This is a genomic window from Chromohalobacter israelensis DSM 3043 (assembly GCF_000055785.1).
GTDB classification, from domain to species: domain Bacteria; phylum Pseudomonadota; class Gammaproteobacteria; order Pseudomonadales; family Halomonadaceae; genus Chromohalobacter; species Chromohalobacter israelensis.
On record NC_007963.1, the window covers coordinates 1670755 to 1684408 of the forward strand.

The 13654-nt window shown below is 63.8% G+C and carries 12 protein-coding genes; 7 read left to right on the forward strand and 5 right to left on the reverse strand.

The window, feature by feature from the left end:
- The first annotated feature begins 3 nt into the window (after positions 1-3).
- Entirely contained in the window at positions 4-1143 is a 1140-nt protein-coding gene (locus tag CSAL_RS07470) for a PP2C family protein-serine/threonine phosphatase (RefSeq protein WP_011506771.1), read from the forward strand.
- The gene (locus CSAL_RS07475; protein WP_011506772.1) at positions 1136-1651 is read left to right on the forward strand and encodes an STAS domain-containing protein; all 516 of its coding nucleotides are present in this window, start codon (positions 1136-1138) and stop codon (positions 1649-1651) included. Before CSAL_RS07470 ends, CSAL_RS07475 begins: the two co-directional genes overlap by 8 nt.
- Positions 1652-1699: 48 nt before the next feature.
- On the opposite strand, the gene CSAL_RS07480 is transcribed toward CSAL_RS07475, so the two are convergent.
- On the reverse strand, positions 1700-3400 hold the full coding sequence (locus CSAL_RS07480) for a methyl-accepting chemotaxis protein (protein WP_011506773.1): 1701 nt from the start codon (positions 3398-3400) through the stop codon (positions 1700-1702).
- Between the two features lie 243 nt (positions 3401-3643).
- Between CSAL_RS07480 and CSAL_RS07485 the strand changes: the two genes are divergently transcribed.
- The 5 genes from CSAL_RS07485 to pstB all read left to right on the forward strand — a co-directional run bounded on the left by CSAL_RS07485 (position 3644) and on the right by pstB (position 9492).
- Entirely contained in the window at positions 3644-4861 is a 1218-nt protein-coding gene (locus tag CSAL_RS07485) for a Bcr/CflA family multidrug efflux MFS transporter (RefSeq protein ID WP_011506774.1), read from the forward strand.
- 126 nt (positions 4862-4987) lie between these two features.
- Entirely contained in the window at positions 4988-6013 is a 1026-nt protein-coding gene (locus CSAL_RS07490) for a PstS family phosphate ABC transporter substrate-binding protein (RefSeq protein WP_011506775.1), read from the forward strand.
- Positions 6014-6128: 115 nt separating this feature from the next.
- Positions 6129-7385: a phosphate ABC transporter permease subunit PstC gene (pstC, locus tag CSAL_RS07495; protein WP_011506776.1), complete on the forward strand. Its 1257-nt coding sequence runs from the start codon at positions 6129-6131 to the stop codon at positions 7383-7385.
- A 17-nt stretch (positions 7386-7402) separates the two neighbouring features.
- Positions 7403-8569: a phosphate ABC transporter permease PstA gene (gene pstA, locus CSAL_RS07500; protein ID WP_011506777.1), complete on the forward strand. Its 1167-nt coding sequence runs from the start codon at positions 7403-7405 to the stop codon at positions 8567-8569.
- A 140-nt stretch (positions 8570-8709) separates the two neighbouring features.
- Entirely contained in the window at positions 8710-9492 is a 783-nt protein-coding gene (pstB, locus tag CSAL_RS07505) for a phosphate ABC transporter ATP-binding protein PstB (RefSeq protein WP_011506778.1), read from the forward strand.
- A gap of 104 nt (positions 9493-9596) precedes the next feature.
- On the opposite strand, the gene cfa is transcribed toward pstB, so the two are convergent.
- From cfa to CSAL_RS07525, 4 genes are all read right to left on the reverse strand, one after another.
- Positions 9597-10760 (reverse strand): cyclopropane fatty acyl phospholipid synthase, encoded by a 1164-nt coding sequence (gene cfa, locus CSAL_RS07510; protein ID WP_011506779.1) that lies wholly within the window; start codon positions 10758-10760, stop codon positions 9597-9599.
- Positions 10761-10989: 229 nt separating this feature from the next.
- Entirely contained in the window at positions 10990-12210 is a 1221-nt protein-coding gene (arsJ, locus tag CSAL_RS07515) for an organoarsenical effux MFS transporter ArsJ (protein WP_011506780.1), read from the reverse strand.
- Positions 12207-13250: an ArsJ-associated glyceraldehyde-3-phosphate dehydrogenase gene (locus CSAL_RS07520; protein WP_011506781.1), complete on the reverse strand. Its 1044-nt coding sequence runs from the start codon at positions 13248-13250 to the stop codon at positions 12207-12209. Before CSAL_RS07520 ends, arsJ begins: the two co-directional genes overlap by 4 nt.
- Positions 13247-13654, reverse strand: coding sequence for a metalloregulator ArsR/SmtB family transcription factor (locus tag CSAL_RS07525; protein ID WP_011506782.1), 408 nt, complete (start codon positions 13652-13654; stop codon positions 13247-13249). Before CSAL_RS07525 ends, CSAL_RS07520 begins: the two co-directional genes overlap by 4 nt.

Consider the following 13654-nt stretch of genomic DNA (forward strand, 5'->3'; position numbering starts at 1 on the left):
CGCATGGCCAACTCTCGTACCCTGATCGGTCTCCTCGACCAGCCCGGCGCATCGCGGGATGCGCTGGCCGGCCTAATTGGCCAGGGACATTTCGCCGTGCTGGCGGCGGCTCATGCCGAGGAGTTGCCTGCGGAGGTGGCCCTGGTGGTGGCGCATGTGCGCGCCGTGCCGCGCCAGGACTGGGCCGCGCTGGCGGCGCGCTGGCCGACCATCGTGATCAGCGAGACGCGTTTCGACGGCGATCTGCTGCAGGCGGTGGATGCCGGGCTGATCGACTATCTGGTCGAGCCGCAGTGTCATGGTGACGTGCTGCGACGCCTGATCGGACGCTCGATCGAGCATCATCGGCTGGCTCAGGAATACGCCCGGGATCGTCAGCGCCTGGCCGAACTCAACGAAAGCCTGGAAACCCACCTGGCCATGCTGCGTCTCGATCAGCAGGCCGGCTGGCAGATCCAGCGCAAGCTGCTGCCCGCCAATCCCGTGACGCGCCACGATGTCACCGCCGAGTACTGGCTGGCGCCTTCGCTGTATCTATCGGGTGACTTTCTCGACTTTCAGCGCTGCGATGCGCGTTACAGCTTCTTCTACTTCGTCGACGTCTCGGGGCACGGGGCGTCGTCGGCGTTCGTCACCGTACTGCTCAAGTACCTCAGCAACCGCTGGTTGTCGCAATGGCGCGAGCAAAACGCCAGCGACTTCCCCGCGCAGTGCCTGACCGAGCTCAATCGTGAGCTGCTGGAGACGGGGATCGGCAAGCATGCCACGGTCTTCGCCGGGGTGCTTGACCATGAGCGTCACTATCTCCACTATTCGCTCGGCGCGCAGATGCCGATGCCGCTCTTGCAAGTGGGTCGCGAGGTCAGCGTGCTGTCGGGAGAAGGGCCGCCGGTGGGGTTGTTTCCGCATGTCGAATTCCCCACTTACGGTTATGCCTTGCCCGATGCATTTCGTCTGTGGCTGTGCTCGGACGGCATACTGGAATGTCTGGCGGGCGATACCCTCGATCAACGCCTCGTTGCGTTGAAGGAGCGCGTCGCCCAGTGCGCCCGTGTGGATGCGTTGAAAGATGCACTCGTATTGGGCGACGAACTGCCGGATGATCTCACCATCATGACTTTGAGCGGATTCGATCATGCATGAGGGGCGTATTCAGGCGGCGTTCAACGCCGGTGTATTCGTGCTCAAGCTGAGTGGTGACGTGCGTTTGACGCTGTGTGCCACACTCGATCAGCAGGCGCAGCGCGTGGCCGACAGCCCCGGCCTGGCCGCGGTGATGATCGATCTGCGCGAGGCGACCAATGTCGACTCCACCGCCCTGGGCTTTCTGGCCAAGGTGGCCATGGCCGTGGAGGGGCGGCTCGAACAGCCGCCGACCATCGTCGCCGAGCATCCCGATGTGCGGCGCATGCTGGATGTCATGGGGTTTTCGCGTTACTTCACGTTGCTCGATGCACCGCTCACCGAGCCGGCGAGCCTGCGCGAGTTGCCGCAGGTGAGGGCGGATGAGCAGGGCATGCAGCAGCGCATCCTCGAGGCGCACCGGATTCTGATGCGCATGAGCGATCACAATCGCGATGAATTCCAGCCCCTGGTCGATCTGCTCGAAGCGCAGAAGCCCGGCGAGGATTGCTCCCGGACGCATCACTGAGCGTATCGGTCGCCGGACCGGGTGATGCGTCCTCGCTGATGATCACCTTCAGGTGGCGGTGGCCAGCGCTGGGGCCGGTGTCGCCTCGTCCTGCCACCGAGAGGCCGTTTCCGTCTCGTCTGACACCGGTTCGCGCGGTACGTATTCGCTGTCCCCGTCGAGGACGAACTCGCGCACCGAGGCATGCAGCCGTGTGGTTTCCTCACCCAGCGTAGTGGCGGCGTGTGTCGCCTGCGTGGCCATGGCGGCGTTGCCCTGGGTGAGTTGTTCCAGCTGCTCGATCGCCCGATCGATCTGTGCGATGCCTTGATGCTGTTCCTGGCTGGCGTCGGCGATGTCACGCATGAGCTGGGCCGTCTGCTCCACCGAGGCGACCAGTTCGCCGATGGTGGTTCCCGTTTCCTTGACGCGCTGGCTGCCGGCCTCGACATCCCGCCGGGCGTTGTCGGTGAGGATGCGGATATCGCGCGCGGCCTCGGCGCTCTGGCTGGCGAGGCGCCTCACTTCATTGGCCACCACCGAGAAGCCTCGTCCATGCTGCCCGGCACGAGCCGCCTCGACCGAGGCATTGAGCGCCAGCAGGTTGGTCTGGAACGCCAGTGAATCGATCATGGCGACGATATCCTCGACCTGGCGCGAGCCGGCGCGAATGCTCTCCATGGTCGTGGTGACCTGCGAGACGGCTTCCTGCCCCCGCTCGGCAGAGTGCGAGGCGGTCGCGGCCAGGGTCACGGCACGTTCGGCATGCTCGGCGTTGCGCCCCACGGTCGCGGTCAGCTGTGCCATGCTCGCGGCGGTCTCTTCCAGGGCGGCGGCTTGTCGCTCGGTCCGCGAGGCCAGGGCCTGGCTGTCCTCGGCGATGCGCTGGGTATCGCGATGGATCGTCTGGCTGCTGGCGCGCACCTCGCCGACGTTGGCGGCAAGACGCTGTCGCATGCCGTCGAGGGCCTCGAACAGACGCCGGACGTCGCGTTGCCCGCGTGCGTGGACAGGGCGTTCCAGCCGCCCCTCGGCGATCCGCTCGAAATGCTCGAGCAGACCGTTGAGAGGGGTCACCACATGGCGTGTCATGCCCCACATGACCAGGGCGATGGCGATCAGCGAGGCGAGGATGGCTGCGCCGATCAGCATGCGCAGGCCATCGGCCATGACGCCGAAATCATCCACCAGGGTCGCGCCGCGCTGCTGGCTCGCGGTCATGAAGGCATCGGCGCTTTCCATGAACGCGGCGTTCATGTCGTGCAAGCGCGACTGCCCGGAGCGGTAGCCGCTCAGGTCGCGCGCCGTGCTGTCGCCGGCGGCGAGGCGCTCGTTGGCTTCCTGCAGTTGCATCAACTGCAGTGACATGCCGGTATTGACCAGCGAATGAAAGCGTTGGCTCAGCGTCTCGAGTGCCGGGGAGGCGGCGGCGGGCTCGAGTCGTTCGAAGGCTTCCTGCGCTCGGGTCATCAAGGCCTCGGCCTCATCGATGACCGGCCCCGGCGGATCGAACGACGGGCGCTCGAGTAGCGATGCGGCACGGTTCATGGCCAGTTGGGCACGCAATGTGTCGACATAGACGTCATCGAGAATGGTGGTGCGCTCGACGTTGAGGCGATCGAGTGTGTCGAAGGCGTTCTGGCCGACATGCAGCGCATATCCCCCCAGTAGCCCGACGGCAATCACCATCAGGCTGAATGCGCCCAGCACCAGCATGCTGATGCCGCGGATCGTCAAGGGCGGTAGGCGACGAGGTAAAGAAACGCGCATGGTGTCAGTCCCTGTAGTCTTTTTTGAAGGCGACGAAAATCGGCCTCGCGATGCGGACGCACGAGGCGAGACGGCCGCCATGATGGCGCGGGATTGTTGCGATTTGTGGACACCGCCGCGACGCTCGGTCCCCAGAAAGGGCGTTATCGGCTATGATGAGCGCACTAGCCGTTAGCCTTCTTCATGTTGGCGTGCCGGCCCCGTCGGAGCCGGCACGACTCTGTACGTTCTTCAGGAGATGTCGTGACTCGACTCAATGCGCGACGTTTGGCGCTGCTGGTGGCGGCCAATACCGCCCTGGCGCCTTTCGCCATCGATGCCTATCTACCCGCCATGCCGACGCTCGCCGAGGCGGTGAACGCCAGCGTGCATCACACCGAGCTGTCGTTGAGCGTGTTCCTGTTCGGCTTCGCCATCGGCCAGCTGCTGTGCGGCCCGCTGTCGGATCGCTTTGGCCGGCGTCCGGTGCTGTTGACCGGGCTGGTGGTGTTTCTGGTCGCCAGTCTGGGCATCATGCAGGTGTCGTCGCTGGAAACGCTCTGGGGGCTGCGTTTCGTCCAGGCCCTGGGGGGCGGGGCCTGCGTGGTCAATTCCGCGGCCATCGTGCGCGACTGTTTCAGCGGACGCGAGGCCGCCAAGGTGATGTCGACCATGGCGATGATCCTGATGCTCGCCCCGCTGGTGGCGCCCACGGTGGGAAGCGTGCTGCTGGGATTCTTCAACTGGCAGTCGATCTTTCTGTTCCTGGCGCTGTATGCCGCCTTCCTGCTGTTCTTTCTGGGCACGCGCCTGCCCGAGACCCATGGGCGCGATCCCGACGCACCGTCGATGCGCCAGGTGTTGCGCAACTATGCCAGCGTCATTCGTCATCGCGAGGCGATGGGCTACATCTGCGCCGTGTCGATGTCGTTCGCGGGCATGTTTGCCTTCATCACCGGGTCGCCGTACCTGTACATGGAGCACTACGGCATTTCGGCGGCGGTCTATCCGTTCGTGTTCGGGGCCAACATCCTGGTCATGGCCTCTTCCAACCGTCTCAACATCTATCTGTTGAAGAGACGCACGCCGCAGCAGAATCTCGTGGTGGGGCTGGGCATTCAGTTATGTGCCGGGGTGGCCCTGGTGGCGTTGATCCTGTCGGGCATGGACTCGATCTACAGCGTCGCGCCGCTGATGGTGGTGTTCGTGGGCATGCAGGGGTTGATCGCACCGAACGCGATGTCCTCGATGCTCGATCACTTCCCGAACATGAGCGCGACGGCCACGGCGCTGCAAGGGTGTCTGCAATTTTCCAGCGGCGCCTTCGCCGGCATGCTGGTGGGGGCCTTCGAGATCGCCAGTGCCTGGCCGACGGTACTGACGATGCTGGGCGCTTCCTTGCTGGGCAATATCGGCGTGCGGGTACTGGCCGGTCGAGCCTTGGGGGCTCAGGAGGAAGAAGGGGCAGTGACCGAACGGTAGACGGGGCGCAACGCGTCGGCGTAACTCGGAGTGACATTCGTCATCTTTTGTCATGAAGCTGTCATCTTCATTGGGCATCTTAGGTGTCGCGAAGGTTGAACACTCTCATCGACAGGAGTTACCCGCATGAACCGTATCCTCAAGACTACCGCGTTGGCCGCTGCCGTGATGAGCGTCGCAGGCGTTGCCCAGGCGCAGGACGAAACACGCGAGCAGCTACGCATCGTCGGTTCCAGCACCGTCTATCCGTTCGCCAGCTACGTCGTCGAGGAGTTCGGCGCGACCACCGATTACCCGACACCCGTCATCGAATCCACGGGGTCCGGCGGCGGTCTGCGCTTGTTCTGCAATGGGGTCGGGCTGGACACGCCGGACATCACCAACGCCTCGCGCCGCATGAAGCCCTCCGAGTTCGAGCGTTGCCAGGAAAACGGCGTGACCGACATCACCGAAGCCAAGATCGGTTACGACGGTATCGCGTTCGCCGAGTCCAACACCAACGAGCCGGTCAACTTCACGCGTGAGCAGCTGTTCCTCGCGCTGGCCGCCAAGGTGCCCCAGGACGGCGAACTGGTCGACAACCCCTACACCAAGTGGAGCGATATCGACTCCTCGCTGCCGGATCGCGAGATCATGGTGTATGGTCCGCCGACCACTTCCGGCACGCGTGATGCCTTCGAGGAGCTGGTGATGGAAGCCGCTTCCGAAGAGATGGACGCCTACGGCGGTGAAGGCTACACCGACATCCGTCAGGACGGCCCCTACGTCGACGCCGGCGAGAACGACAACCTCATCGTTCAGCGTCTCCAGGAAAACACCACGGCATTCGGTATCTTCGGGTATTCCTTCCTCGAAGAGAACGCCGACTCCCTGACCGCCGCGAGCATCGATGGTGTGGAACCCGAGCCCGAAGCCATCAGCTCCGGTGAATATCCGGTGTCGCGCTCACTTTTCTTCTACGTTAAGAACCAGCATGCCGATAGCGTGCCGGCCATGTACCCCTACGTCGACCTGTTCATGAGCGAGCAGATGATCAGCCCGATGGGCTACCTCAAGGGCCTGGGTCTGATCCCGCTGCCCGAGGACGCACGCGAGCAGGCGCGCAGCGATGTCGAAAATCGCGAGAGTCTCGAACTCAGCGACCTGAAGTAAGGCCGTAAGCGGTCCGATGAAGTGGCCGGCGGCTTTTGCCGCCGGCCCATTTGCGTGACGAGCCCTACGGGGTTGATGGCTCCCACCGGGAGCAACGTTATCCTGAGAGACCGACATGACGACGAATACCGTCTTCCTGCTGTTCTGCGCGGTACTCTTGGTGCTTGGGGGAGTTGCCTTCACCCTGAGCCGCGCCAAGGCCTCGCGCGTTCGTGCCACGGGCACGGCGATGCATGCACAGCCGGATCAATACGCCTGGTTCGCGGTCCTCGCCACCGCCGGACCAGCACTTCTGGTCAGCGCCCTGGGGGCGTTTGCCCTGTTGCTGATGGGGGCGGAGATCCCCACGCTCTATCTGTTGTCGGCGAGCCTGATCATTGCGACGATCGGCCTGGTCATGGGGCTGAGTCAAGTACGCCCCGACTTCCATGCGCGACGCGCCATCGAAGGGGTCATTCGCAAGCTGCTGGCAGCCGCGGCGATGATCTCGATTCTCACCACGCTGGGCATTCTACTGTCGATCATCACCGAGGCCCTGCGTTTCTTCCAGATGCATAGCTTCTGGGACTTCGTGACCGGCACTACCTGGAATCCCGGCGCGAGCTTCCTTTCCGCCGCCGGTCGCGGCGAAGAGGGGGGCAGTGCCGCGCAGTTCGGGTCGATCCCGCTTTTCGCCGGCACCTTCATGATCACCCTGATCGCCATGCTGGTGGCGATTCCCTTCGGTCTGGGCGCGGCCATCTACATGGTCGAGTTCGCGCCCATGCGCATTCGCAAGGCTGCCAAGCCGGTGATCGAAGTGCTGGCAGGGATCCCCACCGTGGTATACGGCGTCTTTGCGGCCTTGACCGTGGCGCCGCTGGTGGTGGATATCGCCGGGCTGTTCGGGCTCGATGCCTCGTACTCCAATGCCCTGGCACCGGGGCTGGTGATGGGCATCATGATCATCCCGTTCATCTCCTCGCTGTCCGACGATGTCATCAATTCCGTGCCCAACAGCCTGCGGGAAGGAGCCCTGGCGCTGGGCATCACCAAAGGGGAAATGGTGCGCAACGTGGTGGTGCCCGCCGCCGCGCCGGGGATCATCTCGGCCTCGCTGCTGGCGGTGTCCCGCGCGCTGGGGGAAACCATGATCGTGGTCATGGCGGCCGGCATGCGTCCCAACCTGACCGCCAATCCGCTGGAAGACATGACCACCGTGACGGTGAGCATCGTTGCGGCGCTGACCGGCGATCAGGAATTCGAAAGCGCCCAGACACTCTCGGCCTTTGCCCTGGGGCTGGTGCTGTTCGTCGTGACGCTGACGCTGAACGTGGTGTCGGTGTTCATGATTCGCCGCTTCCGCGAGAAGTACCGCGTCAACAACCTGTAATCCGATAGGTCGAGAGCATGAGCCAATCGTTCGAAGAAATTTCCGCGCAGCTCAAGAAACGCCATCGGCGTTCGGCGCGCATGAAATGGATGACCATGGGCGCCTTGATCCTGTCGGCGGCATTCCTCGTCGTGTTCATTTCCGACATGGTGGTGCGAGGGTGGCCCGCGTTTCAGCAGGCGCAGCTGCAGGTCGAGGTCAGCTACGACGAGCAGTCCCAGAAATTGCCGCTTGCGGCCGTCGATGAGGACGTGCGCCCGCTGATCTCGCGCGGCTTCTTCCGCTCCCTGCCGCGCGAGATGGAAAACAACCCGGAGTTGATGGGTACCACCCAGACCCGATGGGTGATCGCCGACAGCCGGGTGGATCAGTTCCTCAAGGGGAACGAGGATCGGCTGCGTCCCGCCGACAAGGAAACGCTCCAGGCCCTGGTCGAGGACGGGCGCGCGGCGCTGAAGTTCAACACCACCTTCTTCACCACCGGTGACTCCAAGATGCCGGAACTGGCGGGGATCGCCTCGGCGGCCATCGGCACGGTGATGACCATGCTGGTCACCATGGCGGTGTGCTTCCCGATCGGGGTGATGACGGCCGTCTATCTCGAGGAGTTCGCGCCCGACAACCGCCTGACGCAGCTCATCGAGATCAATATCAACAACCTGGCGGCCGTGCCGTCGATCCTGTTCGGTCTGCTGGGGCTGGCGATCTACATCAGCTTCTTCGGGGTGCCGCGCTCCTCGCCACTGGTGGGCGGGTTGACCCTGGCACTGATGACATTGCCGGTGATCATCATTTCGACACGCGCAGCCTTGCGCAGTGTGCCGGACAGCATCCGTCATGCCGCCTTCGGTGTGGGCTGCTCACGCTGGCAGGTCGTGCGCGATCACGTGTTGCCGGTCTCGCTGCCGGGCATCCTGACCGGTTCGATCATCGGTCTGGCGCAGGCCATGGGGGAAACCGCGCCATTGATCATCGTGGGCATGGTGGCGTTCATTCCCGATGCCTCGATATCGATCACGGACGCCTCGACGGTGATGCCGGCGCAGATCTTCACCTGGGCCAGCGAGCCGAACAGCGCCTTTGCCGAGAAGACGGCGGGCGGCATCCTGGTGCTTCTGGCGGTGCTGATCTTTCTCAATGCTCTCGCCGTCTGGCTACGCAACAAATTCGAACGCCGCTGGTAAGCGACTTCAGACAGGACATCATCGCCATGAACGACACGACCCTGCAGAACTTTCAGACTCAGCAAGATCCGCCCACGGCTTCCAAGGATGCCGCGCGTGATCCTTATACCCAGGCGCCGACGCCCGACAAGGGGCAGCCGGTGACGCGCAACGAGAACGTCGAGGAAAACCTGAGCGTGCGCGTGCGCGACCTCAACCTGTGGTACGGCGACCACCAGGCGCTCAAGGACATCAGCATCGACATCTTCGCCAATACCGTCACGGCCCTGATCGGCCCGTCGGGGTGCGGCAAGTCGACCTTCCTGCGTTGCCTCAATCGCATGAACGACTTGATCAACTCGGTGAGCATCAAGGGACTGGTGGAAATGGACGGTCACGACGTCAATGCCCGCGGCATGGATGAAGTGGCCCTGCGCCGTCGCGTGGGCATGGTGTTCCAGAAGCCGAACCCGTTTCCCAAGTCGATCTACGAGAACGTCGCCTATGCGCCGCGCATGCACGACATGGTCAGCCGCAAGGCCGATCAGGACGAGCTGGTGGAGCGTGCATTGCGCGATGCGGGGCTGTGGAACGAGGTCAAGGACAAGCTGCACGAGCCGGGCACGTCGCTATCCGGCGGTCAGCAGCAGCGCTTGTGCATTGCGCGCGCCATCGCCGTGCGCCCCGACGTGATCCTGATGGACGAGCCGACCTCGGCACTCGACCCCATCTCCACGGCGACCATCGAAGACCTGATGGACAAGCTGAAGAAGGACTTCACCATCGTGACCGTCACCCACAACATGCAGCAGGCGGCACGCGTGGCGGATTACACGGCGTTCTTCCACCTCGGCGAGATGATAGAGTACAACGCCACCAAGCAGATGTTCTCCAACCCGCATACCAAGAAGGCGGAGGATTACATCACCGGGCGTTACGGCTGATGGTCTGACAACGCGAATGACCTCAAGGGCGCTTCGGCGCCCTTTTGCGTGTCGCGGCCTGGTTTTCGGGGCTTTCCGAACACCAGGTGTCTGGCAAGTCGCGCTTATGAGGTGATGCGCTGATACCCGCCGAGCACGCCAGGCTTGGCGAGCACCCATTGCCACAGCTGGATGTCGCGGGCCCGGAAGGCCGCCGCGCAGGACAGCAGGTAGTAGCGCCACATGCGGTAGAACTCGTCGCCGAAGCGAGCCCGGAACTGCGGCCAGTGGTGCTCGAAGTTCTCCCACCAGGCCATCAGCGTCTTGTCGTAATCGGCGCCGAAGTTGTGGAGGTCCTCGGTGACGAACAACCCGCCGGCCGCGTCGCCGATCTGGCCGATGGACGGCAGGTCACCGTTGGGGAAGATGTACTTGTCGACCCACGGGTCCGGCGTGCTTTCGCGGACATTCTTGCCGATGGTATGCAGCAGGAAGAGGCCGCCTTCCTTGAGGCAACGGTGGGCGACCTCCATGTACTCGCGGTGGTTCTTGCGACCCACGTGCTCGAACATGCCGATGCTGATGACGGCGTCGAACTGCTCGTCGATCTCGCGATAGTCCTGAAGCCGAAATTCCACGGGAAGCCCCTTCTTCATCAAGGACTTCCCGTAGTCGGCCTGCTCGCGCGAGATGGTGAGACCCACGCATTCCACGCCATAGTGCTCGGCGGCGTAGGCCATGAAACTGCCCCAGCCGCAGCCGATGTCGAGAATGCGCATCCCGGGCTTGAGATCCAGCTTGCGACAGATCAGGTCGAGCTTGGCTTCCTGCGCGGCATCCAGAGTCTCGGCGTCGTGCCAGTAGCCACAGGTATAGGTCATGCGCTGATCGAGCATGGCAGCGTAGAAGTCGTTGCCCAGGTCGTAGTGCGCTTCGCCGACTTTCCAGGCGCGCTTGACGCTTTGCAGGTTGGTGAGCTTGGCACGCAGGGCGTGAAAGACCAGCTTCGATGGCTGTACCGCCTTGTTGATGTTGGCACGCAATAGCCGAAAGAAGAATTCGTCGAGGCGTTCGGCGTCCCAGAGGCCGGCCATGTAGGTTTCGCCGAGCCCGAGATTGCCTTCGGCGAGCGCCCGGTCGAAGACCTCGGGGGTATGAACGCGCATGTCCCACGGACGTGTGCCATTGATCTGGATATCGGCGCGGGCCAGGAGGTCGGTGACGAAGCGGTAGCTCTTGTGCTGTTCGAGCACGTTGGTGGTGTCGGTTTCCTTGAGTGGAGCGTTCACTGCAATTCTTCCTCTTGCTCGTGCCTCCAGTGGGGGGTGGAAGCTTATTTTGGCTTTTTCGCTCTGCTATTAGGCTAGTCGAACATTATACGTTATCGACACCGTTTGCACGCTACCGAGTTGATAGTTTTTATAGATGGCAAACCCCATGAAAAATCTATCGTGTGGTGTGCTGTCGACCAGGTCAGGCGAACCGCCGGCTATGCCTCCCCCCGGTCTCTGAACGGGATCACTGCCTTTGTCGAGGTAGACCCATCGCCAGGACGGCGCTGGCGGCGACCAGCGCCGCGGACACCGCCAGACAGGGCGCCAAGCCATGGGCCTGATAGACCCAGCCGGAGAGGACCGTGCCGACGAGACGTCCCATGGCATTGGCCATGTAGTAGAAGCCCACGTCCATGGAGACGCCCTCGGCGCGTGCGAAGCGCACGATTAGATAGCTGTGCCAGCTCGAGTTGATGGCGAAGAGAATGCCGAAGGCCAGCAGCCCCGCGATCAGCCAGGTGACGGTGGTCGCCAGCGGCGTGAGGGCGAGCAGGGCCGGGAGCAGGGCGAGCGCCGCGGCCAGGATGACGGTGATGCTGCGCGTATCGCCGTGCAGGTGTCGCGTGATGCGCGGGGCCTGGGTCTGAACGCCACCGTAACCGATCACCCAGACGGCCATCAGGATGCCGACGCTCCAGAAGTTCCAGCCGTGCTGGTCGTAGAGGAACACCGGCAATGCCACCACGAACCAGATGTCGCGTGAAGCGAACAGGCACAGGCGTGCCGCCGCGAGAACGTTGACCGCGCGCGACGTGGAGAAGACCTCGCGGAACCTGGGCTTGGCTTTCTGGCGGCCCAGGTCGGCACGCAAACGCCATAGCGAAAGCCCCAGCACCACGGCCAGCATCACCCACATGGCGAGTATCGCGCCCTGGAAACCGATCAGCGTTAGCAACAGGCCGCCGGCGAAGAAGCCGGCCCCCTTGAGAGCATTCTTGGACCCCGTGAGGATGGCCACCCAGCGGTACAGCGCGCCCTGGGCGTTGCTGCTGTCCTTGGTGACCAGCACCTTGACCGCACTCTTGGCGCTCATCTTGTTGAGATCCTTGGCGACCCCCGAGAGCGCCTGGGCGGCCATGACCCAGGGCACCGTCAAGGCCGAGGCCGGCACCAGCAGCATGCCCAGGGCGACCAGCTGCAGCCCCAGGCCGAGGTTCATGGTGCGGTTGAGTCCCAGGCGGGCGCCGAGCCAGCCACCGACGAAGTTGGTGACCACACCGAAGGCCTCGTAGAACAGAAACAGCAGGGCGATTTCCAGCGGCGAATAGCCAAGCTGGTGGAAATGCAGCACCACCAGCATGCGCAAGGCGCCGTCGGTCAGCGTGAAGGCCCAATAATTGCCCGTGACCAGCAGATACTGGCGTATTTCGAAGGGCAGGGCGCGCAGGCGTTGCAGGGTCGTCATCGTGCCGGTTCCCGGGCGTTGCCGACTTTCAAGGCCAGTTCGGCGGTACGATTGGCATAGCCCCACTCATTGTCGTACCACGCGTAGAGTTTTACCTGGGTCTCGTTGATCACCATCGTCGACGGAGCATCGATGATCGCGCTGCGCGGGTCGGTACGATAGTCGATGGAGACCAGCGGGCGTGCCTCGTAACCCAGGATGCCGGCCAGCTCGCCTTCGGCCGCGGCTTCGAGCGCGCCGTTGACCGCGTCGACCGTGACCGCTCGTTCGAGTTCGAAGACCATGTCGGTGAGCGAGGCGTTGGCCAGCGGCACGCGCACGGCGTGGCCGTTGAGCTTGCCTTCCAGCTCGGGAAAGATCGCCGTGATCGCCTTGGCCGAGCCCGTGGTGGTGGGGATCAGGCTCATGCCGCAGGCCCGAGACCGTCGCAGGTCGGGGTTGTGGGGAGAGCTCGGCGCATCGAGGATCGTCTGGGTATTGGTGATGTCGTGCACCGTGGTCATCGAGCCATGGCGGATGCCGAAGGTTTCGTGAATCACCTTGACCACCGGTGCCAGGCAGTTGGTGGTGCAACTGGCCGCGGTGACGATACGGTGTCGCGCCGGAGCGAAATCGCCATCGTTGACGCCCATCACCACGTTGAGCACCTCGGGGTCCTTGACCGGCGCCGAGACCACGACGCGCGGCACGCCTTGATCGAGGTAGGGCTGCAGCTTGGCGGCCTTGGTCATGGCGCCCGAGGCTTCGATCACCACGTCGCATCGGGACCAGTCGCTGTCGGCGAGATCGCGATGGGTACTGAAGATGATCGGGGTGTCGTCGATAACGAGCGAATCCGTCTCGGCGCGAATGCCCGTGCCGGGAGACCAGTGGCCGTGGACCGAATCGAATTCCAGCAGATGGGCGAAGGTCGCCGCATCGCCGCCGGGATCGTTGATGCGAACGATCTCCAGCGGTTGCGTCGCGCGTGATGCCCACAGGACGCGCAGGGCAAGGCGGCCGATGCGCCCGAAGCCGTTGATGCCGATGCGTAATGTCATGCGATGTCTCCTGACGTGGAGGAAAAGAGAGCCGGACTGGGCTCGGCGTGGCAAGCCGCCTGACGCCGGCTGGCGGTACCGGCGTCGGCGAGTCGTCGGTGAGCCGTGATGACCTCCGGCGGCGCGGCGTCGCGCGAGGCCTCGAGAATGGTCGAGACCCATTCGGGCAGCGTCGGTTCGAGGCGATAGTAGATCCAGGCACCCCGGCGGCGGTCGCGCAGCAGGCCGGCACGACGCAGGTGTGCCAGATGGCGCGATACCCTGGGCTGCGGGGCCGCCAGGGCCTCGGTCATTTCGCAGACGCACAGCTCGGGTTCGGTGCAGAGCAGCAGCGTCAACGTCAAGCGCGTCTCGTCGGCGAGACAGCGGTGCAAGGCCGCCGGGGTCAGCACTGCCGTGGTCAC

Bases quoted from the DNA above. Each gene is read 5' to 3' on its own strand.
- CSAL_RS07470 (WP_011506771.1), top strand. From the start codon at position 4: ATGGCCAACTCTCGTACCCTGATCGGTCTCCTCGACCAGCCCGGCGCA.
- CSAL_RS07475 (WP_011506772.1), top strand. From the start codon at position 1,136: ATGCATGAGGGGCGTATTCAGGCGGCGTTCAACGCCGGTGTATTCGTG.
- CSAL_RS07480 (WP_011506773.1), bottom strand. From the start codon at position 3,400: ATGCGCGTTTCTTTACCTCGTCGCCTACCGCCCTTGACGATCCGCGGC.
- CSAL_RS07490 (WP_011506775.1), top strand. From the start codon at position 4,988: ATGAACCGTATCCTCAAGACTACCGCGTTGGCCGCTGCCGTGATGAGC.
- pstC (WP_011506776.1), top strand. From the start codon at position 6,129: ATGACGACGAATACCGTCTTCCTGCTGTTCTGCGCGGTACTCTTGGTG.
- pstA (WP_011506777.1), top strand. From the start codon at position 7,403: ATGAGCCAATCGTTCGAAGAAATTTCCGCGCAGCTCAAGAAACGCCAT.
- arsJ (WP_011506780.1), bottom strand. From the start codon at position 12,210: ATGACGACCCTGCAACGCCTGCGCGCCCTGCCCTTCGAAATACGCCAG.
- CSAL_RS07520 (WP_011506781.1), bottom strand. From the start codon at position 13,250: ATGACATTACGCATCGGCATCAACGGCTTCGGGCGCATCGGCCGCCTT.